Below are 23,029 nucleotides of genomic sequence, written 5' to 3'. Positions count from 1 at the left end.
GTACCGTGGAATAAGTTCGTTGTCGAAAACGATTGTCAGTATCGTCTACCCCGAAGGGAGTGCCCATGTCGGCCATCTGCCAGGTCACCGGTCGCAAGCCGGGCTTCGGCAAGTCCGTATCGCACTCGCACACACGGACCAACCGGCGCTGGGACCCCAACATCCAGCGCAAGACCTACTACCTGCCCAGCGAGGACCGCCGCATCACGCTGCGGGTCTCGGCCAAGGGCATCAAGGTCATCGACCGCGACGGCATCGAAGCGGTCGTCGCTCGCCTGCGCGCCGCCGGCGAGAAGATCTGAAAGGAAGACGATGGCATCGAAATCGACCGACATCCGGCCCGTCATCAAGCTGAAGTCGACGGCCGGGACCGGCTACACCTACGTCACGCGCAAGAACCGGCGCAACGATCCCGACCGGATGGTGCTCGAGAAGTACGACCCGGTCGTCCGCAAGCACGTCGACTTCCGCGAGGACCGGTGACATGGCGAAGAAGTCCAAGATCGCCAAGAACGAAGAGCGCAAACTGATCGTGGAACGCTGGGCCGGGCGGCGCGCGGAACTCAAGGAGATCATCCGCAAACCGACCAGCAGCGACGCCGAGCGGACGGCCGCGCAGTCCGCCTTACAGAGAATGCCGCGCGATGCCAGTCCGGTACGATTGCGCAATCGGGACGCCGCGGACGGACGCCCCCGCGGCCATCTCCGCAAGTTCGGCCTCTCGCGCGTGCGCGTTCGCGCGATGGCCCATCGAGGAGAGCTGCCCGGTGTGCACAAATCGAGCTGGTAAGCATCCACCATTCGTTGACAACGACACCGCGTGAGTGAGGAACCGCTGACATGGCAGTGAAGCGAGCACCGTCGAAGAAGATGCGGGCCGAGCAGGCCCGCCGTCCGAAGAAGAACCCCCTCATCGCGGCCGGCGTCGAGACCGTCGACTACAAGGACGTGAACCTGCTCCGCACGTTCATCTCCGACCGCGGCAAGATCCGCAGCCGCCGCGTGACGGGACTGACCCCGCAGCAGCAGCGCCAGGTGGCGGTGGCCGTGAAGAACGCCCGCGAAATGGCCTTGCTGCCCTTCACGAGCCGATAGCTCGCGGAGCGAAAGCCCAGGAATAGGAACAACTCTCGGACGCTCAGGGGGTACCCCTGAAACCCCGGCAGAGGTGTGAGCGGGAGCGACGGCACGGCCCGTCCACCCCCAAATCCGAGGCCCCCGAGTGCTTTTGCACTCGGGGGCCTCGTTCTCGTTTATGTGGCGGAGCCGCGAGTTACGGGATGGTCAGCACCTGGCCGGGCTGAATCAGGTCGGGGTTGTCGACACCCGACGCGTTGGCGATCTCCTGGTAGCGGTTGCCGTCGCCGTAGAAGCGCTCGGCGATGGCCCACAGGGTGTCACCCGGCTCGACGGTGTAGGTCTGGGCGGCGGGCGGCGGCGGGGGGACATCCTCGACCGCGGCGGCCTGGGTCTGGACCGGCTCCGGAGCGGGAAGCGGGTTGTCGGTGTTGGTGCCCGACGACCACAGCGAGCCGCCGTCGGAGCCGTACAGCACCACATTGCGGTCGGCCTGCACGACCAGGCGGTCCGCGCTCTTGCCATTGGTCTCGGTGGACCAGGCGGCGCCGTCCTCCTTGTAGAGGACGAAGTTGCCGTCATCCTGCAGGGTCGCCTTCACGACGCCCTGACCGTTGGTGCCGGAAGCCCATTCGACCTTGCCACTCGGGTCGGACAGCACCAGGTTGCCATCATCTTGCAGGGTCAGGGTGTACGCGCCGCCTTGCAGCGACTGACCACGACCGAGTTCTTCGCCAACCTTCAACGAGTCGCCCACGGTGCGTCCTTTCGGGAGGGGGGAACATGAGATAAGACGATGTCGCGGAACTGCATTCGCACATCTGGGGACGACAGTACCGACTCCGCCCCCGTCACCGCATCGTTACGCGCCGGTTCTGCGAAGATTTCGGCGTGTCTTCGCCAGAAATTCGCCGGCTGGGCTTACACGGCGCTCTGGACCGGTCCGGCGGTCGCGGGACATTAGGGTGTCAGCCATGTACGGGACACGGGCGCGCCGCCTGATCGCTGCCGGCGCAGCCACTCTGATCGGGCTCAGCCTCACCGCCTGCGGGAACTCCGGCGACGGCGGCGGCACCACCTCCAGCAGCACCGGCGCGACCACCACCGCCGCCACGCCCACCGAAGCGACGAACGGACAAACCGGACGCGAGTTCACCGCCGACCCGACTATCGTGAGCCCGCACGGCATTCCGTTCGACAGCTGGACCCGCGTCGCCCCCGACAAGATCGCCGTCAACTTCCAGACCGGCTCCCCCGAATGCTACGGCGTGGACGCGAGCGTCACCGAGACCTCGTCCACCGTCACCGTGGACCTGCGCTCGGGCACCCGCGCCGACGCGGTCGGCAAGATGTGCACCATGATCGCCGTCTTCGGCAGCCTCGAGGTGCAGCTGAAGTCCCCGCTCGGCGATCGGAAAGTATTGAGCGCCACGTAATCCCGCATACGCGACAGGGCCCGGACCGCATATGCGATCCGGGCCCTGTCCCGATCTCGTGGTACCGCTACCGCGTCACCGCCGACTCATGCTCAGTGCGCGAAGTGGCGAGATCCGGTGAGGTACAAGGTGACTCCGGCCTCACGGCACAGGTCGATGGTGTCCTTGTCGCGGATGGAACCGCCCGGGTGCACGATGGCGCGCACGCCCGCCGCGACCAGGATCTGCGGGCCGTCCGAGAACGGGAAGAACGCGTCGGACGCGGCCACCGAACCCTTGGCCCGCTCCCCGGCCCGCTCCACCGCCAGCTTGCAGGAGTCGACCCGGTTGACCTGACCCATACCGACGCCCACGGCCGCGCCGTCGTCGGCCAGCAGGATGGCGTTGGACTTCACGGCACGGCAAGCGCGCCAGGCGAATTCGAGGTCACGCAGGGTGGCCTCGTCGGCCGCCTCGCCCGCGGCGAGGGTCCAGTTGGCGGCGCTGTCGCCCTCGGCGTCGAGGATGTCACGGTCCTGCAGCAGCACGCCGCCGCTGACCGGACGCAGCTCCGCGCCCTTGCGCTGGGCCGGGTCGGCCACCAGCACGCGCACGTTCTTCTTGCGCGCCAGCACCTCCACCGCGCCGTCGGCATAGGACGGGGCCACCACGACCTCGGTGAAGATCTCGGCGACCTGCTCGGCCATCTCGACCGAGACCTCACGGTTGGCCGCGATCACGCCGCCGTACGCGGAGACCGGGTCGGTGGCGTGCGCCTTGCGGTGCGCCTCGGCGATATCGGCGCCGACCGCGATGCCGCACGGGTTGGCGTGCTTGATGACCGCCACGGCCGGGGCGTCGAAGTCGTAGGCGGCGCGCCAGGCGGCGTCCGCGTCGGTGTAGTTGTTGTACGACATCTCCTTGCCGTGCAACTGCTGCGCCTGCGCCAGCCCGCGCGGGCCGCCCTGGCTGGTGTACAGCGCGGCCGCCTGATGCGGGTTCTCGCCGTAACGCAGCACGTCCTCGCGCTGCCAGGTGCCACCGATCCACTCCGGGAACTGCTGCGCGGCAGCCGATTCCGGCGCCACGGCCGGAACCGCGACACTGGTCATCCAGCTGGCGACGGCCACGTCGTAGGTGGCGGTGTGCTGGAAAGCCTTGGCCGCCAGGGCGGTCCGCTCGGCAAGAGTGAAACCACCCTGCGCCACGGCGGCGATCACCTCGGCGTAGTCACCGGTATTGACGACCACCGCGACCGACGGGTGGTTCTTGGCGGCGGCGCGCACCATGGACGGGCCGCCGATGTCGATCTGCTCTACGCACTCGTCGACGCTCGCGCCCGAGGCCACCGTCTGGGTGAACGGGTACAGGTTCACCACGACGAGCTGGAAGGCCTCGACGCCGAGCTCGACCAGCTGGTCGACGTGCTCTTCCTTGCGGGTGTCGGCCAGGATGCCGGCGTGCACGCGGGGGTGCAGCGTCTTGACCCGGCCGTCCAGGGTCTCCGGGAAACCGGTCAGGTCTTCGACTTTGGTGACCGGAATGCCGGCGTCGGCGATCTTGCCGGCGGTCGAACCGGTGGAGACCAGCTCCACGCCCGCCTGGTGCAGACCGCTGGCCAGTTCGATCAGCCCGGTCTTGTCGTAGACGCTTACGAGGGCCCGCTTGATCGGCTTGCGTTCACTCACCGGAGAACTCGCTCATCTGGGATAACTGCCTTTCGTCCATCGGAGACAATGCCTCGGGTAGCGACGGCGGCGACGGTCTCCGCCAGCAGCCGGCGCTCCACGACCTTGATGCGCTCGTGCAGGGTCGCCTCGTCGTCATCGGGCAGCACGGCGACCGCCTCCTGCGCCAGGATCGGCCCGGTGTCGATGCCCGAATCGACCAGATGCACGGTCGAACCGGTCACCCGCACGCCGTAGGCGAGCGCGTCCCGCACCCCGTGCGCACCCGGGAAGGCGGGCAGCAGCGCGGGATGGGTATTGATGATGCGACCGCCGAAACGGTCCATGAAAGCCGGGCCCAGGATCTTCATGAAGCCCGCCGACACCACCAGATCCGGTGCGAAGGCGGCCACGATCTCGGTCAGCGCCCGATCCCATTCGGCACGGTCGGCGAACTCGCCCAGCGCAACCTTGAACGAGGAGACGTCGAACGCCTCGGCGTGCTCCAGGGCGGCGCAGTCGCGATCCACGCCCACGGCGACCACCTGCGCCGGGTAGCCCGGCTGCCGGGTCGCTTCCAACAGGGAACGCAGCAGGGACCCGGTGCCGGAGGCGAGCACCACGACGGACGCGGGTGCGGTCGGCGGCAACATCGGGGCGGGCGTGGACGTCAGCGCACTACTCCCTGTCGATCGGGGCGGGGAAGGGACAGCGGGAAGCTATCCGCCGACCAACAGCCTAACGACCGTGCACCGGCTACTTGTCCGGCAGGTCTCCCTCTACCACTTCCGCGTCGACGATGTCGGGGTTGTCGGCGGATTTCACACCGGAGGCGGACCCGTCGTCGTCCTGGTCGTCAACCAGTTCGGCGTCCAGGGCGTCGTCGAGGTCCTCGTCGTCGTACCAGCCGCTCTCGGCGTGGTGGCCGGTATCGGACTCCGCGGCGGAGGCGGGGGCGTTTTCGCCGGGTTCGTCGCCGTAGTCGTCGTAGTCGTCGTCGTAGTCGCCTTCGGCGTAGTCGTCGTCGGCGTAGTCGCCCTCGTACTCGTCGTCCGCGTACTCGTAGCCGTCGTCCGCGTAGTCGTCGTACTCGTCCGTGTACTCCTCGCCGGCGACGGCGGGCGCCGCGGCCGGGCCGCCGAACCAGCGCGCGCCGAGCAGGCCCACGTATCCGGCGACCGCGAACCACACGAACACCAGCACCGCGCTCAGCGCGGTCGGGCCGATCCGGCCGAAGGTGCCGAGCTCGCCGCCGGCCAGCGCGCCCAGCAGCGCCATGCCCACGGCCGCGACCCCGGCGGCGGTCAGCGTCGCCCAGGGCGCGGTCGCCCGATCCCGGGAGGTGCGACCGCATTCCAGCCCCGACAGCACGCCGATCGCCGCGGGCGCCAGCAAGAGCGCCAGCCACCACAGCGCCACCGGACCCGACGGCACCGCGGCCGCCACCGGCACGGCGGGCACCGGCGCACCGTCGATCGCGAACAGGCTCAACGACCCCGGACCGATCCGCACCTGCCCGCCGACCAGCAGGCTCACCCCGTCGACCGCGATATTCGGCAGGTAGGCCAGCGACAACAGCGTCAAACCCAGTGCACCGGAGACGCTTCCGGCGGCCGCGTGATAGGTGTCGCCGATCCGCGACCAGTGCGCCAGGAACGACACCACGGTCAGCACGGCCGCGGCGGCCAGCAGCCGGCCCGCGGCCAGCGCACCCGCCCGGGCGCCGGGAACCACCCAGTCCGGCAGCGGAATCGGCAGCAGCTCCGCGAACTCGCGCCACCGGCGCGAACCGATACCGGCCATGGCGGCCAGCAGATTCAGCCAGGCGACCCAGGCGAATGCGGCCAGGGTATCCGGCGGTTGCAGCGGCACCAGGGCCGCCGCGTCCTCGGCCACCGCCAGGCAGACCGCGGTGATCAGCAGCGGGCCGCCGACGGCCGCCCCCAGCACCCAACCCAGATCGCGGATCTCGCAGTCGGAGTCGGCGGCCTGAGCGCTGTCGCGGGCCACCAGCCACAGCATCAGGAAGGTCGGCAGCAGCGGCCACAGGCCGATCCCGGTCTTGCCGATGACCAGCGGAACCTGGTGCACCGCAAGCCAGCTCGCGGCGATCGCCCCGGACGACCCGCCCATGCCGCCGCCAGCCGCGAACAGCGTGGCGTACACCAGAATGAAGATGATCAGCAGCGTGATGGCCGACGCCCGCGCCGCCACCAGCATCAGGACCCGCGCGAATTCCGGGGTGAGCGAACCGAATCCCCCGCCGTCGCCCCCACCCCGCTGCACCGGCGGCCGCCGCGGCGCCCGCAGGTCGGGGTCGCTCAGGCGAGCCAGGGCAGATCTCGGGGCACTCATGGACAACCAGCGTGGCAGCATCTCGGAAACCGTAGGGTCAGGCGCGCCGGGCGAGCGGCGCGCGGGCAAAGAGAACGGCCCCCGGTCGGATACCGGAGGCCGCACCTTTGACGCGGAAAACTACTTGTCGTCCTGGCCCGGACGGAAGGCGCGGGTGGCGTCCGCTGCCGGATCGGCCGCCTGCTCACCACCGAACGGCTGCGCCGGGCGCTGCTGCTGACCGCCGAAGTGCTGGGTCGCGTCCGCGCTGCCCGCGGGCTGCTGCTGCGCGCCGTAGGACGGCTGCTGACCGAAGGACTGCTGCGGCTGCTGACCGTACCCGGGCTGCTGCTGACCGTAGGTCGGCTGCGAACCGGTGCCGTAGCCCGCGGGCTGCTGACCGTACCCGGCCTGCTGGCCGTACGACGGCTGCTGACCGTAGGCGGGCTGGGCGGGCTGGCCGAAGGACTGCTGCGGCTGCTGGCCGAAACCGCCCGGCTGGCCGAACGAGGGCTGCTGGTAGGACTGCGGGCCGGTCTGGCTGAACGGCTGCTGCGGCTGCTGACCGAAACCACCCTGCGGCGCGGCCGGTTTCGGCTCCGGCGCCTTCACGATGCCGGCCTCGAACAGCAGTGCCAGCACCGCGACCACGGCCTGCACGAACGCCAGGAACAGGATCACCCAGCCGCCCCACTTCAGCGTCATGCTGTCGCCGAGGTTGAAGGAGCCGAACAGGATTCCCAGGAAGGCGCCCAGCGAGGCCGCCGCCACCAGACCGGTGTTGCCGCTCTGCTTGGGCAGCAGGGACAGCCCGGCCACCAGCCCGGCGATCAGCAGGATCGTTACCAGCGCCGCGGAGCCCGCGCTCTCGAACAGGCTGAAGGTGGTGTCACCGCCGACCCGGGTGTTGCCGATCTCGACGGCCTTGGTGCCGACGTAGGGCGCGAAGCCCAGCAGGAAGTTGAGCACGCCGAGCGCGGCGACGCCGACGGTCAGGAAGAAAGGCAGCCCCTTGCCCGCAACAGGCGAGGTTCCCGAACCGGCCGCGGGAGCGCCCGCGCCGAATCCGGAACCGGAGGAAGGCGTCGGCTGGGGCGCGTTGTATCCCGAGCCCCCGGTCGGGTAAGCCATGTCGTCGTCTCCTATCGAGTCGTTCACGAACTTCCACCGACGCTACTGCACGCAGCGGCCGGTGGCAGCATCTACCACCACCCGTGCCTCTACCGCAATAGCCGATTCGGCGCAGTACCCGACGGCAGTACCCGCGCCCGCGCGTCCCCAAACGCCCAGCGCACGACGCGTTGCTCACACTCCCGCGAATCACGAAGGCCGCCTGTCGAATTCGACAGGCGGCCTTCGTATCAGCCATGTGGAGCAGGTGGGCCTGCGACCCGCATCGGCATCAGCTGTGCACCGCCACCTCCAGCAGCGGACACCAACCCCGCACTTCTCGGTTTGCGCCCCGCATCAGCTGTGCGCCGCCACCTCCGGCAGCGGACACCAACCAGACACTTCTCGGTTTGTGCCCCGCTGTCGTCAGACAGCGGGGCACGAGAACCATCAAGCGCTGATGGAAGCCTTCTCCAGGATCTCGCGCGCGAGGGCGGCGGTCTCGGACGGGGTCTTGCCGACCTTCACGCCCGCGGCCTCGAGGGCGTCCTTCTTGGCCTGGGCGGTACCGGCGGAGCCGGAGACGATGGCGCCGGCGTGGCCCATGGTCTTGCCCTCCGGGGCGGTGAAGCCCGCGACGTAGCCGACGACCGGCTTGGTGACGTTGGCCTGGATGTAGGCCGCAGCCCGCTCCTCGGCGTCGCCGCCGATCTCGCCGATCATGACGATGAGCTTGGTCTCCGGGTCCTTCTCGAACGCCTCGATGGCGTCGATGTGGGTGGTGCCGATGACCGGGTCGCCGCCGATGCCGATGGCGGTGGAGAAACCGAAGTCCCGCAGCTCGTACATCATCTGGTAGGTCAGGGTGCCCGACTTGGAGACCAGGCCGATCGGGCCCTTGCCCGCGATGTTGGCCGGGGTGATGCCGACCAGCGACTCACCCGGGGTGATGATGCCGGGGCAGTTCGGGCCGATGATGCGGGTCTTCTGACCCTTCTCCACGTTGTAGGCCCACGCGTACGCGGTGTCCTGCACCGGGATGCCCTCGGTGATGACCACGAGCAGCGGGATCTCCGCGTCGATGGCCTCGATGATGGCGTCCTTCGAGAAGGCCGGGGGAACGAATGCGATGGAGGTGTCGGCGCCGGTCTTCTCCATGGCCTCGGCCACGGAAGCGAACACGGGGAGCTCGACGGTGTTGCCGTCCTTGTCCACGTGCGACACGGTGGTGCCGGCCTTGCGGGCGTTGACACCGCCGACCACGTTGGTGCCCGCCTTCAGCATCAGAGCGGTGTGCTTGGTGCCCTCACCGCCGGTGATGCCCTGGACGATGACCTTGTTGTCCTTGTTCAGGAAGATAGACATGTGGGTTCGTGTCCTTACTTGGCGGCGGCCAGTTCGGCGGCCTTGTCGGCGCCTTCGTCCATGGTCTGAGCGAGAGTCACCAGCGGGTGGTTGAAGTCGGCGAGGATCTTGCGACCCTCCTCGACCTTGTTGCCGTCGAGGCGCACGACCAGCGGCTTGTTGGCCTCGGCGCCCAGGGTGTTCAGGGCGCCGACGATGCCGTTCGCGACCGCGTCACAGGCGGTGATGCCACCGAAGACGTTCACGAACACGGACTTGACCTGGGCGTCGCCCAGGATGACGTCGAGGCCGGCGGCCATGACGGCCGCCGAGGCGCCGCCACCGATGTCGAGGAAGTTGGCCGGCTTCACGCCGCCGTGGTTCTCACCGGCGTACGCGACGACGTCGAGGGTCGACATGACCAGACCCGCGCCGTTGCCGATGATGCCGACCTCACCGTCGAGCTTGACGTAGTTGAGGTCGTTCTCCTTGGCCTTGAGCTCCAGCGGATCGGTGGCGTCGATGTCCGCGAACTCGGCGTGGTCGGCGTGGCGGAACTCGGCGTTCTCGTCCAGGGTGACCTTGCCGTCGAGGGCCAGGATCTCGTCGTTGGGGGTGCGCACCAGCGGGTTGACCTCGACCAGGGTGGCGTCTTCCTTGATGAAGACTTCCCACAGCTTCTGGATGGTGACCGCCGCGGCATCCAGGATGTCGGCCGGCAGGTGGCCCTGCTCGGCAATGCTGCGCGCGAAGGCCAGGTCCACGCCCTTGACCGCGTCGACCGGCACCTTGGCCAGACGATCCGGCTTGGTGGCGGCGACCTCTTCGATCTCCATGCCGCCCTCGACCGAGCACATGGCCAGGTAGGTGCGGTTGGAGCGGTCCAGCAGGAAGGAGATGTAGTACTCCGCCGCGATGTCCTTGGCCTCGGCGACCAGGACCTTCTTGGTGATGTGGCCCTTGATGTCCAGGCCCAGGATGTTGGTCGCGTGGGTGAAGGCGTCGTCCGGGGTGGCGGCGTACTTCACGCCACCGGCTTTGCCGCGGCCACCGACTTTGACCTGCGACTTGATCATCACCGGCTTGCCGATTTCTTCCGCGATCGCACGGGCGTCCTCGGCCGAGTCCGTGACGCGGCCCTCCGACGAAGGCACTCCGTGCTTCACGAAGAGTTCCTTCGCCTGATATTCGAAGAGATCCATGTACTCACCGTCTCGTCTGCGTTGTTGTGACAACGTCTTGGTTGGCGGCCCGTCGTCGGAGGCGGGTCGGCTCGGACTCTAATCAGTCACATGGAGCGGAAATCAGCCGCATACAGCCTAAGTGGCGCAGGTCACGGGATTGTCTCCGGGAGTGGAAAACCCCTCGTCAATGCTACTGACGGGTAGCTTGTTGACCCGGTGCCAGGTGGAGCCCGCGAATCCCGGAGAGTGACACTGGCTACTACGTGGCGTAGTTGACAAACCTCACGCGGTTACCCAGGGCACAGTGAGCACATTCCGGATAAACGAGTGATGAATGTCACAGCAGTGTGTCGAAGCAGTCCCATCGCTTGCTGAGCCGCAATCGTTTCGTTACCGTCGTTGCGGTCGATGTCACAACCCGGTCACGGACAGGAGGACGGCAGGCTTTGAGCGACAGCTCGTTCCCTTCGCAGCACCGGCCCCGCCGCGGCCACCGCTATCGCGAGGACGCGGATCAATCCGGCGGCGCAACGACATTCGATTCTCCCGTCAGCACCCACAGCGCGGTCGCCCACGGCGAGTGGGACGCGACCCAGGCCTGGAACAGCGGCGCCCAGTGGGAGCAGCCCGCCCAGCCGTGGAACCAGCAGGCCCAGTGGGATCCGCAGGCGCAGTGGCAGTCCGACGCCGACTGGAACGGCGGCGCGCAGTGGGATGAGCCCCAGCAGCACTGGGACGACGCCCCGCAGTGGCAGCAGGCCGAATCCGATGACTGGCAGGCCGAACCGAACTGGGACTACAACGCCCAGACCACGGTGAACGGCTGGGCCGCACCGAATCCCACCGATTGGGCGCCGCAGTCGCGGACCAACTGGGATCCGACCGCGGACCCGACCCCCTCCGACAACTACCGGCCGGTCTACACCTTCAAGACCGCGTCCGGCGAGAAGCTCCAGTTCTCCGGTGACGGCGCCCGCGTCGATCACGGTGCGCTCGACGACTATTCGGCCGACGAGCCGCGTCCGGCCCGGACCGGCGGCAAGCGCCGCGCCGGCGGCTCGCACCGCCTACCCGCCCCGCCGAACGCCCTCAAGGGCCGGGCGGCCGTGGTCGCGGTCGCGGCCGGTGCGGTCGTGGCAGCCGGTCAGGCCACCATCGAAGCCTCGGCCAGCGACAGCAGCAATGTCGACTACCAGGCGGCCAACCAGGTCAAGGAGGTCGCCGCGACCTCCGTGGTCGGCGGTTCCGACACCACCGCGGGCTCCCCGCAGGTGCTGAACCCGAACGCGCCCGCGAACCTGGACCAGTTCAACGACATTCTGGCCAAGGGCAAGCAGTTCGCCGCCGACATGGCCAACCAGGAAGCCTCGAAGTACCGGCCGCTGTGGACCAAGTTCACCGCCGCGGGCACCTTCACCTCCGGCTTCGGCATCCGCTGGGGCGTCGCCCACCAGGGTGTGGACATCGCCGCCCCGATCGGCACCCCGATCTACGCGGTCGCCGACGGCACCGTGCTCGAGGCCGGGCCCGCTTCGGGTTTCGGCATGTGGGTCCGCCTGCTGCACGACGACGGCACGGTCACCATCTACGGCCACATCGACACCGCGACGGTCTCGCAGGGCCAGCGCGTGATGGCCGGCGATCAGATCGCCACGGTCGGCAACCGCGGGTTCTCCACCGGCCCGCACTGCCACTTCGAGGTCTGGCTCAACGGTGTCGACAAGATCGACCCGCTGCCCTGGCTGGCCTCCCGCGGCATCTCCCTCGGCCCCGAAAGGGACTGACAGCCTCCGAAACAGCGAAAAGGCGCGTCCTGCGGGACGCGCCTTTTCTCGTATCTCGCCGGGCGGGTGCCCTCGGTCCGGTCAGCGCCGGTTCGCGCGGTACCAGCCGATCAGCGCGTCCGTGGAGGAGTCCGCCTGCGGCTGTGGATCTTCCGCGGCGGTGAGCAACGGCGCCAGCGCCAGCGCCTGCTGCTTGCCGAGCTCCACACCCCACTGGTCGAAGCTGTCGATGCCCCAGATCGCGCCTTCGGTGAAGACCTGGTGCTCGTACAGGGCGATGAGCTGTCCGAGCACCGACGGGGTCAGCTGGGGCGCGAGAATGGCCGTGGAGGGCCGGTTCCCGGGCATCACCTTGTGCGGCACCAGGTTCGGGGCGGTGCCCTCGGCGGCGATCTCCTCGGCGGTCTTGCCGAAGGCCAGCACCTTGGTCTGGGCGAAGAGGTTGCTCATCAGGATGTCGTGCATGCTGCCCGTGCCGTCCATGGTGGGCAGATCGTCGGTGGGACGGGCGAATCCGATGAAGTCGGCGGGCACCAGCCGGGTGCCCTGGTGCAGCAGCTGGTAGAAGGCGTGCTGGCCGTTGGTGCCGGGCTCGCCCCAGAAGATCTCGCCGGTGGAGGTGGTGACCGGGGAGCCGTCGGCGCGCACCGATTTGCCGTTGGACTCCATGGTCAGCTGCTGCAGGTAGGCCGGGAAGCGGGCCAGGTCGTTGGAGTACGGCAGCACCGCGCGGGACTGGGCGCCGAAGAAGTTCGAGTACCAGACGCCGAGCAGACCGAGCAGGACCGGCGCGTTCTCAGCCAGGGGCGCGTTCCTGAAATGCTCGTCCACGGTGTGCATTCCGGCCAGGAACTCGGCGAAGCGCTCCTTGCCGACGACCGCCATCACCGACAGTCCGATGGCCGAGTCCACCGAGTAGCGGCCGCCGACCCAGTCCCAGAACCCGAACATGTTGGCGGTGTCGATGCCGAAGTCCGACACCCGCCGCGCGTGCGTGGACACCGCCACGAAGTGCTTGGCGACCGCGTCCTCACCGAGCGCCGCCACCAGCCAGCGGCGGGCCGCGGTGGCATTGGTGAGCGTCTCCAAGGTGGAGAAGGTCTTGGAGGCGACGATGAACAGCGTGGTGGCCGGGTCCAGGCCGTCGAGCTTCGAAACCAGGTCCGCCGGATCGACATTCGAGACGAAGCGGGCGGCGATGCCGGCGTCGGCGTAGTGCCGCAGCGCCAGGTACACCATGGCCGGGCCCAGATCGGAGCCGCCGATGCCGATGTTCACCACCGTGGTGATGCGTTCGCCGGTCGCGCCGCGCCACTCCCCCGATCGCACGGCGTCGGTGAACGCGCCCATCCGCTCGAGCACGTCCTGCACCTCGGGGACGACGTCCTCGCCGTCCATGTCGATGCGCTGCCCGGCGGGAACCCGCAGCGCCACATGACCGACCGCGCGGTCCTCGGAGGTATTGATCCGTTCCCCCGCGAACATGGCGTCGCGGCGCCGCTCGACCCCGGCCGTCTCCGCCAATTCGACCAGCAGATCCAAGGTTTCGCGGGTGACTCGGTGCTTGGAGTAATCGATATGCAGGTCACCGACCCGCACGATCAGCTCCCGGCCGCGCTCGGGGTCCTCGGCGAAGAACTCGCGCAGGTGCCGCGAGGCCAGGGAGGAGTGGTGATCGTGCAGTTTCCGCCAGACCGCCGACGCGGTGATGTCGCTGCTCACTCTCGGCAGGTTACAACCACCGTGCCGAATTTGCCCTCCGCTTCGCTACGGGCGGGTTCGCGGCCCCGAGGTCTCGATTCTTCCCTCCTCCGCTCCTCCGCTTCGCTCCCCCGCTCCGTCGGTCCAGAATCGAGACGGCCGCGAACCTGCGGGCGAGGCTGTCCACACGGTCCTACGCTGAGGACATGGTGTCTGAGACTGAGCTTCTTTCCTCCATTCCCACACAGCTCTGGATCGGGGGGCCGGTGGACGCCACCGGCGGCGCGACCTTCCCGGTCCACAATCCGGCCACCGGCGAGATCATCGCCCAGGTGGCCGACGCGACCCCCGAGGACGCTGTGCGCGCTCTCGACGCGGCGGCCGCGGTGCAGGCCGAGTGGGCCGCGACCCCGGCTCGCGAGCGCGGGGAGATCCTGCGCGAGGTCTTCGAGGCGATCACCGCACGGGCCGACGAGTTCGCGCTGCTGATGACCCTGGAAATGGGTAAAGCCCTGCCGGAGAGCCGCAATGAGGTCCGCTACGGCGCCGAGTTCTTCCGCTGGTTCTCCGAGGAGGCGGTCCGGGTGCACGGCCGCTACCAGGCCGCCCCGGGCGGGACCGGGCGAATCCTGGTGCACAAGCAGCCCGTCGGGCCGTGCCTGGCCATCACGCCGTGGAACTTCCCGCTGGCCATGGGAACTCGCAAGATCGGCCCGGCGCTGGCGGCGGGCTGCACCATGATCGTGAAACCGGCGGGCGAGACCCCGCTGACCATGCTGCTGCTGGCTCAGCTGTGCAGTGAGGCCGGGCTGCCGGACGGCGTGCTGTCGGTGATCACCACCTCGCGGTCGGGCGCGGTCACCGCTCCCCTGCTGAACGACCCGCGCCTGCGCAAGCTGACCTTCACCGGGTCCACCCCGGTCGGCAAGAAGCTGGTCGAGCAGTCGGCGCACGGTCTGTTGCGCACCTCCATGGAGCTGGGCGGCAATGCCCCCTTCGTGGTCTTCGACGACGCCGACCTGGACGCGGCCGTGCAGGGCGCGGTGCTGGCCAAACTGCGCAACGGCGGTGAGGCGTGCACCGCGGCCAACCGTTTCCACGTCCAGAATTCGGTTCGCCAGGAATTCACCGACAAACTGGTGGCGGCCATGGCCGAATACCGGCTGGGCAATGGCGTTGACCCGGATACCACCCTGGGCCCGCTGATCAACGAGAACCAGCTCGACACCGTGAGCGACCTGGTGGACGACGCGGTGTCGGCGGGCGCGCAGGTGAAGCTGGGGGGCAAGGCCCCGGGCGGGGCGGGCTGGTTCTACCCGGCCACCGTGCTCACCGACATTCCGTCCCAGGCCCGCATCCTGCGGGAGGAGGTGTTCGGCCCGGTCGCCCCGATCGTCGGTTTCGACACCGAGGCCGAGGGCCTGGCGGCTGCGAACAACACCGAATTCGGCCTGGTCGCATACGTTTACACGCGCAGCCTGGACCGGGCGCTGCGGGTCGCCGAGGGCCTGGAGACCGGCATGGTCGGCGTCAACCGCGGTGTCATCTCCGACCCGGCCGCGCCCTTCGGCGGCGTGAAGGAATCCGGCTTCGGCCGGGAGGGCGGCTACGAGGGCATCGAGGAGTACCTCGACATCAAGTACATCGCCCTGCCCTAGGAAGACGAAGAACCGCCCCGGGGTAAAGACACCCGGGGCGGCCTGGGGGTGCTGCATCCGCGGCTCCGCATGCAGCGTGGCTTGTGTGCCCGCGATTCGCGACGCACCGCCTGTTGTATCGAGTCGGGCGGCGCTCAGCGTTAACGGACCTTCCCGAGTCGGAAGGGTCCGGGGTTTCAGGGGTGAAGCCCCTGAGAGTTACGAGAGTTGTCAATGCCCGAGCCGACCGCGGCCCAGACGCAGCAGGAGCATGGCGAGGGTGTGCCCCTCCTGGCCCAGCTCGCTGAATCGCTCGAGTACCTTCATCTCGCGGGAGTGGACGAGCTTGGGCCCGCCGTTCGCCATTCTGGTCCGTCCGATAATGCGCGAGACCTCGGTGCGGCGCTTGATGGCCGCGAGGATCTCGGCGTCCAGCTTGTCGATCTCCAGACGCAGCTTTTCGATCTCCGCTTCGGAGGGCAGCGGGGCGGAGTCCGAGCCGGTGGCAGACTCGGAATGTCCCGTCGTCGAGATGCTCATACTTTCAACTCCTCGTGGTCCAGAACGTGGATCGGCGGGTGGACCCAACCTGTTACCGATCGGTTCTTCACCAAGAATCTGACCTGTCGGCCATACATTGTCCCCCCTGGAAAATCATTGTCTCCCGGGGATCGGGCTCAGGTGCGATACACATTGGGTGCACAGGCGTGTCGCACCGCCGTCGAGCCGGTCATGGGACGAGTCTGCCACGGAGAGGTACCCATGCAAAACGGGTACGTTTGTGAATCTCCTGAGTTTCCTCCTGTCACACGGTTCACCAGAAGTTCGCCGGACCGGCACTAATCGGACACCTGTGCGATCCCGCCCGACGCCTGTCGGTGCGCGCCGGTAGCGTGGATGGGCGATGAATACGACGGTGGCACAGGACGAGCAGAAGCCCCAGCACGCGCGGGGTGGCGGAGCGTTGCTCGAAGGGTTGAATCCACAACAGCGCGCCGCGGTGATGCACACCGGCACCCCGCTGCTGATCGTGGCCGGGGCCGGTTCTGGAAAGACCGCGGTCCTGACCCGTCGTATCGCCTATCTCCTCGACGCCCGCGGGGTGCGGCCGAGCGAGATCCTGGCCATCACCTTCACCAACAAGGCCGCCGCCGAGATGCGTGAACGCGTCGCCGGGCTGGTCGGACCGCGCGCGGCCGGTATGTGGGTGTCGACGTTCCACTCCTCCTGCGTGCGCATCCTGCGCACCCAGGCGTCGCTGCTGACGGGGATGAACTCCAACTTCTCCATCTACGACGCCGACGACTCCCGGCGGCTGCTGGGCATGATCATCCGCGATTTCGAGATCGACCCGAAGAAGTACACGCCGCGCCTGCTGGCCACCGCCATCTCGAACCTCAAGAACGAGCTCATCGACGCCGCCCGGGCCGCGGCCGACGCCGAGACCGAGGAGGCCGAGCTACCGCGCATCGTGGCCCGGGTCTACGGCGAGTACCAGCGGCGGTTGCGCGCGGCCAATGCCTTCGACTTCGACGATCTGATCGGCGAGACGGTGTCGGTGCTGCAGCGGCATCCGCAGGTGGCCGAGTACTACCGCCGCCGCTTCCGGCACGTGCTGGTCGACGAGTACCAGGACACCAACCACGCCCAGTACGTGCTGGTGCGCGAGCTGGTCGGCCATCACCGCGGCGGGGTGTGGGGCGACGACCCGGACACCGGCTCCGAGCATCGGGTGCCGCCGTCGGAACTGTGCGTGGTGGGTGACGCGGACCAGTCGATCTACGCCTTCCGCGGCGCGACCATCCGCAATATCGAGGAGTTCGAGCGCGATTTCCCGGACGCGGAAACCATTCTGCTGGAACAGAACTACCGTTCCACCCAGCACATCCTGACCGCCGCCAACGCGGTCATCGCCCGCAATGAGGGCCGCCGCGACAAGAAGCTGTGGACCGATCAGGGCGACGGCGATCTGATCGTCGGGTATGTGGCCGACAACGAGCACGACGAGGCCTCGTTCGTGGCCCGCGAGATCGACCGGCTGGTGGATCAGGGCGACGCCAACTACGCGGATGTGGCGGTCTTCTACCGCACCAACAACAATTCGCGCGCCCTGGAGGAGATCTTCATCCGGATGGGCCTGCCCTACAAGGTGGTCGGCGGCGTCCGCTTCTACGAACGCAAGGAGGTCCGCGACATCGTGGCCTACCTGCGGGTGCTGGAGAATCCGGACGACGCGGTGAGCCTGCGCCGGGTGCTCAACACCCCGCGCCGCGGTATCGGCGAGCGCGCGGAGGCGTGCGTGGCCGTGCACGCCGAGCAGCGGAACATCGGTTTCGCGCAGGCGCTGCGGGATGCGGCCGCCGGCAAGGTCGCGCTGCTCAATTCCCGGTCTCAGAAGGCGATTTCGGGGTTCCTGGAGCTGCTGGAGGAGATCCGGGCCGCCGGAGCGCAGGCCGATATGGACTTCCCCGATGTGGGTTCGATCGTCGAGGCCGTGCTGGATCGCACCGGGTACCGGGCCGAGCTGGAGGCCTCCGACGATCCGCAGGACGGCGCGCGGCTGGACAACCTCAACGAATTGGTCAGCGTCGCACGGGAATTCAGCTCCGAGGCACGCAACAACGTGGAGGCCGCGCGCGACGAGGGCCTGGTGCCCGAGCAGGCCGAGGGTGAGCCGGAGCCGGGGTCGCTGGCGGCGTTCCTGGAGCGGGTCTCACTGGTGGCCGACGCCGACCAGATCCCGGAAGAGGGTTCGGGCGTGGTCACCATGATGACCCTGCACACCGCCAAGGGCCTGGAGTTCCCGGTGGTGTTCGTGACCGGCTGGGAGGATGGCCAGTTCCCGCACATGCGCGCACTGGGCGATCCGGCGGAGTTGCAGGAGGAGCGCCGGCTGGCCTACGTCGGCATCACCCGCGCCCGCAAGCGCCTGTACCTGACCCGCGCGGTGGTGCGTTCGGGCTGGGGGCAGCCGGTGTCGAATCCGGAATCCCGCTTCCTGCAGGAGATTCCGGGCCATCTGATGGATTGGCAGCGGCTGGAGCCGACGCCCTCGCAGTCGCAGTCGCGCGGCTTCCGCCGCCGCGGCGAGGACGACGGCCTGGAACGGGATTGGACGCGCGGCGACGGCTGGTCGGACTCCCGTCCCGGTCTGCGCGGCCGCGGCGAGGGTCGGCCCGCTCCGGCGGCGGCCGGGGTGAAGCGCAACAACACCGGCCTGGTGCTGGCGGTCGGCGATCGCGTCAATGACGACAAGTACGGTCTGGGCCGGGTCATCGCGGCGGAGGGTTTCGGCGCGCTGGCCACCGTCACCATCGACTTCGGCACCGCGGGCAAGATCCGGCTGATCCCGTCCTACAGCCGGACCCTGACCAAGCTCTGATCAGCCGAGGCGGCTGAGGACGTCGTAGGCGCGCGCGGCGTCCTCGGGAAACACCAGAATCCGGAAGTGGTCCTTCAGGTTCCGCCACCGGTGGATGCGCGCCGGCCCCAGCGTGGCCCGCACCCCATGGCTGTTCAACAGTTGCCGCACCTGCCGTGCGGACTGCATGTCGTACGCGGTGGCGGCGGCCACCAGCAGCCCGTATTCGCCGTCGCCGGTGCGTGCCCGGAGTTTCATACTCGACTCCCGTTGTCCTGCTTCGCTTTCAGCACCATCAGCTGCGCGCGCTCCCCATGATGACTCGAGGCGCCGAGCACCCCGCGCTCGGCATGGATCCGCCGCAGTGGGAGCGGCCTCGCGGACAGGACACGCAGGCGGATGTGGGCCCGGGCTGCCGGCTACCGCGGGAGCAGGTTCGAGAGGGCCTCGTCGAGGGTTGGGTAGCGGAATCGGAAGCCGTTGTGTCGCAGCACTTCCGAGGTGGCGTGGCGGCCGGTGAGGCCGAGCGCGGGATCTGTGCGCAGCAGGACCGCGCCGACGGTGAGGGCGGCGGCGGGGGTGGGTGGCGACCAGGGGCGGCGCAGCTGCCTGCGCAGGGTGGCCATCAGTTCCTTGTTGCGGACGGGGAAGTCGGTGGCGGCGACGAGGACGCCGCTGGGCAGGGTGACGCGTGGATCCAGGCCGAGGCTCGCGCGCACGATGGCCAGCCAGTCCTCGAAGTGGATCCAGCTGAACCATTGCCGGCCGTCGCCGACGCTGCCGCCCAGTCCCAACTTGGTCAGCTGGGCCAGCCGTTTCAGGGCGGGCGCGTCCGGGTCCAGCACGATCGAGGTGCGCAGGATGGTCCAGTGGGCGGCGTTGGCCCCGTCGAAGGCGGCCTCCCAGGGTGCGGCCACGCCGGTCATCTGCGGCAGGCCGGGTTCGGGCAGCGGGGTGCCCTCGACACAGCGGGTCTCCCCGGCGTCGGACCAGATGGCGGTGGTACTGGCCTGGATCCAGTAGTCGAGCGGCCGGTCCAGGGTCTTCGACGCCTCCACCAGCGCCCGGGTCGAATCGACGCGGCTGCGGCGCAGTTCGGCGATATTGGCGGGGGTGGGACGACAGTCGACGAGCTTGCCCGCGAGGTTGATCACCGCCGTGCGCCCCGGGTTGCGCAGGGCATCGGCCCACGCCCCGACACCGTGGCCGTCCCATTCGTATTGCGGGTAAGGCAGTTCCGGCAGGGTGCGCCGAGTGAGGATGACCACCCGCTGGCCGCGGCAGGCGAGATCGGCGGCCAGGATGCGGCCCAGCGCGCCGGTGCCGCCGGCGATCACGACGGTCAGCGCGCCCTCGGCCGGGCGCAGTCCGGCCAGCTGGGCCAGGCGGGTGAAGCCGGTGTGGGTGTCGGTCTCCAGCAGGTTGCCCACGATCGTGCGCATGGCCGACGCCGAGATGCCGCTGAAGGTCAGCTGCCGGGTGAGTTCGGTGCCGCCGTCGCGCGGGGTCAGCACCCAGCGCAGCCGCATGGTCCCCGCGGGTTCGGGCTGCTCGATGGTGATTTCGCGATCGGGCACGAAGGTCGACAGCACGAACGGTTTCGCCAGCCGCCCGTGCACCGCCCCGGTGACGCGCCCGCGCGGCAGGTAGTCGCCGGTGACGCCCGCGGCGGGCGCGCCGTGCAGGGTCAGCGCGGTGACGGCGGGATTCCATTCGGGCAGCCGGGCCGGATCCCCGAGCACCGTCCACAGCTGCCGCGGCGGCAGGTCGATCCACTGGGTGTACGTCGTCGTACGAGGCATGCTTCGACGCTATGCCCGCGGCAGCGCACCGGGAAGCGTGGCCTTCGTCGCAACGCCGGACGAATGTTCGCGGGCCCGGCAGCGGGTCGCCGGACGGGCCCGCCGTCGCGGCCCAGGCTCGGGCCATGAGCGATCCGATCTGGCCGCGCGGCGTCTCCGCTCCGGCGGCGCGGGCTCTGACCTCCGCCGGATACCAGAGCCTGGACCAGCTGGCCGGGGTGCCGGAACGCGACCTGCTCGCCCTGCACGGCATGGGGCCGAAGGCGATTCGGGTGTTGCGCGAGGCCCTGGTCGCCCAGGGCCTCGACTTCGGCTGAGCGGTCAGTCCACGTAGCCGCGCTGGATGATCGATTCGACGTCCACGCCCCCGGGCAGGGTGCCGAACGCGATGCCCCAGTCGCCGCCGAACCTGGTCTCGCAGAAGGCGTCCGCGACGGCCGGGTGACCGTGCCGCACCAGCTGCGCGCCCTGCAGCACCAGCGCCATCAGCTCGACCACGCGGCGGGCCCGGTATTCGATGTCGGCGAAGTCGGTGAGCTCCTTGCCGATTCGGTCGATGGCCTCGTCCAGGTGGCGGTTGCCGCCGCGAGCCAGGTTGACCTCGTTGAAGAACGCCTCGACGGTCTCGGGCTGACGGCCCATGGCGCGCAACGCGTCCAGCGCCGCCACATTGCCCGAGCCCTCCCAGATCGACATGAGCGGGGCTTCCCGGTAGAGCCGCGGCATGCCGGATTCCTCGGCGTATCCATTGCCGCCGAAGCATTCCAGCGCCTCGGCCGCGTGCGCGGGGGCCCGTTTGCACACCCAGTACTTGGTGACCGCCAGCGCGATGCGGCGCAGTGCGGCCTCGGCCGGATCGGAGTCGGCGCGGTCGGTGGCGCCGGCCAGGCGCATCATGACGGTGGTGGCGGCGTCGGATTCGATCACCAGGTCCGCCAGCACGTTTCGCATGGCGGGCTGGTCGATGAGCTTCTTGCCGAACACCTCCCGGTGGCGGGCGTGGTGGGTGGCGAAGACGACCCCGGCGCGCATGCCGGTGGCCGAGCCGATCACGCAGTCCAGGCGGGTCATGTTGACCATCTCGATGATGGTCTTGACGCCCGCGCCCTCCGCGCCGACCAGCCAGCCGATGGCGTTCTCGTACTCGAGTTCGGAGGAGGCGTTGGACTTGTTGCCCAGCTTGTCCTTCAGCCGCTGGATGCGCAGCGCGTTGCGGGTGCCGTCGGGCAGCACCCGGGGCAGCAGGAAGCAGGACAGGCCGCCGGGAGCCTGGGCCAGGGTGAGGAACAGGTCGCCCATGGGGTGCGAGGTGAACCACTTGTGGCCGACGATGCGGTAGCTGCCGTCGCTCAGCGGGGTGGCGGTGGTGGTGTTGGCGCGGACGTCGGAGCCGCCCTGCTTCTCGGTCATGGACATGCCCGCGATGAGACCGGCCTTGGTGGACGGCTCGCGCAGGCCGAAATCGTAAGTGCGCGAGGCGAGCAACGGCTCGTACTCGGCGGCCAATTCCGGATTGTGGCGCAGCGCGGGCACCACCGCGTAGGTCATGGAGATCGGGCACATGTGCCCGGCGTCGGCGATGCCCCAGGTGAAGAACTTGGCGGCGCGGGCGGTGTGCGCGCCCGGCCGGTCGTCGCGCCACGGCGCGCCGTGCAGGCCGTGGGTGACCGCGACATCCATCAGGTTGTGCCAGTACGGGTGGAATTCCACCTCGTCGATGCGGTGGCCGTAGCGGTCGTGGGTGTGCAGGACCGGCGGGTACTCGTTGGCGATCCGGCCCCACTCCTGGGCCTCGATCCCGCCCGCGAGCACGCCCAGTTCCCGCACCTCGGCCTCGGCCCAGCCCGCGCCCTCCCGGTGCAGGCCCTCGATCAGCGCGGGGTTGCGGGAGTTGTCGAACGGGGAGATGGGCGGCACCTGGTTGAAGACGTCGTGGGTGTGCATGACGGGTGACTCCTATTCGTGGGGGACGCCGTGGGCTTCGGCGGGGACGCCGAGGGCGCGCAGGGCGAAGGCGACCAGTTCCGGCAGCACCGACTCGCTCTGGAGCTGCTGGGAGAGCGGGCCGACCAGCACCTCGCCGATCGCGCCGACCAGCGCGGTGGCGGAGGTCGCCGGATCCTGAGGCGGCAGTTGGCCATTGGCGATGCCGTCGGCGATGGCGGCCACGTAGGTCTCGGCGAAGGCCCGGCGGAAGCGCAGGCGCTCGGCGTCGACGGCGGTGTCCACGGGCTCGGCGAGCAGCACGTAGGCGAGTTTGGGGTTCTTGAGGGCGCGGCCCGCGAAGGTCTCGACGGCCGCGGTGACCCGGTCGGAGGCGGTGCGGCCGGCCCCCGCCGCGCCCGCTTCGGCGACGGCGTCGACCTCGCGGGTGACGACTTCGCGGAAGACGGCGGTGACGAGTTCGGACTTGCCGCTGAAGTTCTTGTAGACGGTGCCGGTGGCGACCCCGGCCTCGGCGGCGACGGCGGCCATGGACAGTCCGGCGAAGCCGTCGCGGGAGAGGACGGTCATGGCCGCGCGCACGATCGATCCCGCCTGAGCGTCCAGTCTGGCCTGGACAGCGGGTGTTCTCCGATAGGCCATGCAAGAAGTGAACCACCTATTCATTTC

22 protein-coding genes are annotated in these 23,029 nt (G+C 69.1%); 9 read left to right on the top strand and 13 right to left on the bottom strand.

Annotated elements, in window-relative coordinates:
• The first annotated feature begins 65 nt into the window (after positions 1–65).
• From rpmB to rpsR, 4 genes are read left to right on the top strand one after another with little or no spacing between them, the layout of a single operon-like run.
• Positions 66–302 carry a 50S ribosomal protein L28 gene (gene rpmB, locus ACFYTS_RS09180; RefSeq protein WP_357280687.1) on the top strand — a complete coding sequence of 79 codons (237 nt, stop codon included), beginning with the start codon at positions 66–68 and terminating at the stop codon, positions 300–302.
• 10 nt (positions 303–312) lie between these two features.
• The gene (gene rpmG / locus ACFYTS_RS09175) at positions 313–483 is read left to right on the top strand and encodes a 50S ribosomal protein L33 (protein ID WP_326306153.1); all 171 of its coding nucleotides are present in this window, start codon (positions 313–315) and stop codon (positions 481–483) included.
• Position 484: 1 nt separating this feature from the next.
• Positions 485–790 carry a 30S ribosomal protein S14 gene (gene rpsN, locus ACFYTS_RS09170; protein ID WP_357280690.1) on the top strand — a complete coding sequence of 102 codons (306 nt, stop codon included), beginning with the start codon at positions 485–487 and terminating at the stop codon, positions 788–790.
• Between the two features lie 50 nt (positions 791–840).
• A complete protein-coding gene (gene rpsR / locus ACFYTS_RS09165) occupies positions 841–1,095 on the top strand; it encodes a 30S ribosomal protein S18 (protein ID WP_357092315.1) in 255 nt (84 codons plus the stop codon).
• A gap of 178 nt (positions 1,096–1,273) precedes the next feature.
• On the opposite strand, the gene ACFYTS_RS09160 is transcribed toward rpsR, so the two are convergent.
• A complete protein-coding gene (locus ACFYTS_RS09160) occupies positions 1,274–1,834 on the bottom strand; it encodes a LysM peptidoglycan-binding domain-containing protein (protein WP_387302426.1) in 561 nt (186 codons plus the stop codon).
• Positions 1,835–2,051: 217 nt separating this feature from the next.
• On the opposite strand from ACFYTS_RS09160, the gene ACFYTS_RS09155 reads away from it, so the two are divergent.
• Positions 2,052–2,513 carry a hypothetical protein gene (locus ACFYTS_RS09155; RefSeq protein ID WP_387302424.1) on the top strand — a complete coding sequence of 154 codons (462 nt, stop codon included), beginning with the start codon at positions 2,052–2,054 and terminating at the stop codon, positions 2,511–2,513.
• Between the two features lie 92 nt (positions 2,514–2,605).
• On the opposite strand, the gene purH is transcribed toward ACFYTS_RS09155, so the two are convergent.
• The 6 genes from purH to sucC all read right to left on the bottom strand — a co-directional run bounded on the left by purH (position 2,606) and on the right by sucC (position 10,149).
• On the bottom strand, positions 2,606–4,180 hold the full coding sequence (purH, locus tag ACFYTS_RS09150; RefSeq protein WP_357280698.1) for a bifunctional phosphoribosylaminoimidazolecarboxamide formyltransferase/IMP cyclohydrolase: 1,575 nt from the start codon (positions 4,178–4,180) through the stop codon (positions 2,606–2,608).
• Positions 4,177–4,812: a phosphoribosylglycinamide formyltransferase gene (purN, locus tag ACFYTS_RS09145; RefSeq protein WP_357280701.1), complete on the bottom strand. Its 636-nt coding sequence runs from the start codon at positions 4,810–4,812 to the stop codon at positions 4,177–4,179. Before purN ends, purH begins: the two co-directional genes overlap by 4 nt.
• A 103-nt stretch (positions 4,813–4,915) precedes the next feature.
• The gene (locus ACFYTS_RS09140; RefSeq protein ID WP_387302422.1) at positions 4,916–6,514 is read right to left on the bottom strand and encodes a DUF6350 family protein; all 1,599 of its coding nucleotides are present in this window, start codon (positions 6,512–6,514) and stop codon (positions 4,916–4,918) included.
• Positions 6,515–6,634: 120 nt separating this feature from the next.
• On the bottom strand, positions 6,635–7,624 hold the full coding sequence (locus ACFYTS_RS09135; RefSeq protein ID WP_357280706.1) for a DUF5336 domain-containing protein: 990 nt from the start codon (positions 7,622–7,624) through the stop codon (positions 6,635–6,637).
• A 429-nt stretch (positions 7,625–8,053) separates the two neighbouring features.
• The gene (sucD, locus tag ACFYTS_RS09130) at positions 8,054–8,968 is read right to left on the bottom strand and encodes a succinate--CoA ligase subunit alpha (protein WP_357280709.1); all 915 of its coding nucleotides are present in this window, start codon (positions 8,966–8,968) and stop codon (positions 8,054–8,056) included.
• A 14-nt stretch (positions 8,969–8,982) separates the two neighbouring features.
• Positions 8,983–10,149: an ADP-forming succinate--CoA ligase subunit beta gene (sucC, locus tag ACFYTS_RS09125; protein ID WP_357280711.1), complete on the bottom strand. Its 1,167-nt coding sequence runs from the start codon at positions 10,147–10,149 to the stop codon at positions 8,983–8,985.
• Between the two features lie 797 nt (positions 10,150–10,946).
• On the opposite strand from sucC, the gene ACFYTS_RS09120 reads away from it, so the two are divergent.
• Complete coding sequence (locus tag ACFYTS_RS09120; protein WP_387302867.1) at positions 10,947–11,915, top strand: M23 family metallopeptidase; 969 nt, start codon at positions 10,947–10,949, stop codon at positions 11,913–11,915.
• 81 nt (positions 11,916–11,996) lie between these two features.
• Here the strand turns inward: ACFYTS_RS09120 and pgi are convergent, their stop codons facing one another.
• On the bottom strand, positions 11,997–13,637 hold the full coding sequence (gene pgi / locus ACFYTS_RS09115) for a glucose-6-phosphate isomerase (RefSeq protein ID WP_387302419.1): 1,641 nt from the start codon (positions 13,635–13,637) through the stop codon (positions 11,997–11,999).
• A gap of 185 nt (positions 13,638–13,822) precedes the next feature.
• Between pgi and ACFYTS_RS09110 the strand changes: the two genes are divergently transcribed.
• Positions 13,823–15,274, top strand: coding sequence for an NAD-dependent succinate-semialdehyde dehydrogenase (locus ACFYTS_RS09110; RefSeq protein WP_357280717.1), 1,452 nt, complete (start codon positions 13,823–13,825; stop codon positions 15,272–15,274).
• A gap of 210 nt (positions 15,275–15,484) precedes the next feature.
• Here ACFYTS_RS09110 and ACFYTS_RS09105 read toward each other — a convergent pair whose 3' ends face one another.
• Positions 15,485–15,793, bottom strand: a complete 309-nt coding sequence (locus ACFYTS_RS09105) for a chorismate mutase (RefSeq protein ID WP_357091322.1) — start codon at positions 15,791–15,793, stop codon at positions 15,485–15,487.
• Positions 15,794–16,157: 364 nt separating this feature from the next.
• Between ACFYTS_RS09105 and pcrA the strand changes: the two genes are divergently transcribed.
• Positions 16,158–18,635 carry a DNA helicase PcrA gene (gene pcrA, locus ACFYTS_RS09100; protein WP_387302417.1) on the top strand — a complete coding sequence of 826 codons (2,478 nt, stop codon included), beginning with the start codon at positions 16,158–16,160 and terminating at the stop codon, positions 18,633–18,635.
• On the opposite strand, the gene ACFYTS_RS09095 is transcribed toward pcrA, so the two are convergent.
• Both ACFYTS_RS09095 and ACFYTS_RS09090 read right to left on the bottom strand, forming a co-directional pair.
• Positions 18,636–18,872, bottom strand: a complete 237-nt coding sequence (locus ACFYTS_RS09095; protein ID WP_357280722.1) for a hypothetical protein — start codon at positions 18,870–18,872, stop codon at positions 18,636–18,638.
• Between the two features lie 161 nt (positions 18,873–19,033).
• Positions 19,034–20,416, bottom strand: a complete 1,383-nt coding sequence (locus ACFYTS_RS09090) for a DUF1731 domain-containing protein (protein WP_387302415.1) — start codon at positions 20,414–20,416, stop codon at positions 19,034–19,036.
• 125 nt (positions 20,417–20,541) lie between these two features.
• Here ACFYTS_RS09090 and ACFYTS_RS09085 point away from each other — a divergent pair, with 125 nt between their 5' ends.
• A complete protein-coding gene (locus tag ACFYTS_RS09085) occupies positions 20,542–20,733 on the top strand; it encodes a DNA-binding protein (protein WP_387302413.1) in 192 nt (63 codons plus the stop codon).
• 4 nt (positions 20,734–20,737) lie between these two features.
• Here the strand turns inward: ACFYTS_RS09085 and ACFYTS_RS09080 are convergent, their stop codons facing one another.
• Positions 20,738–22,360 carry an acyl-CoA dehydrogenase family protein gene (locus tag ACFYTS_RS09080; protein ID WP_357280730.1) on the bottom strand — a complete coding sequence of 541 codons (1,623 nt, stop codon included), beginning with the start codon at positions 22,358–22,360 and terminating at the stop codon, positions 20,738–20,740.
• 12 nt (positions 22,361–22,372) lie between these two features.
• Positions 22,373–23,002, bottom strand: coding sequence for a TetR/AcrR family transcriptional regulator (locus ACFYTS_RS09075; RefSeq protein WP_357280733.1), 630 nt, complete (start codon positions 23,000–23,002; stop codon positions 22,373–22,375).
• Positions 23,003–23,029 lie beyond the last annotated feature (27 nt).

Source organism: Nocardia sp. NPDC004151, from assembly GCF_042874235.1.
Taxonomy (GTDB): Bacteria; Actinomycetota; Actinomycetes; order Mycobacteriales; family Mycobacteriaceae; genus Nocardia.
The sequence above is the reverse complement of the archived record's forward strand: the minus strand, read 5'-3'. Positions and strand labels throughout refer to the sequence as shown.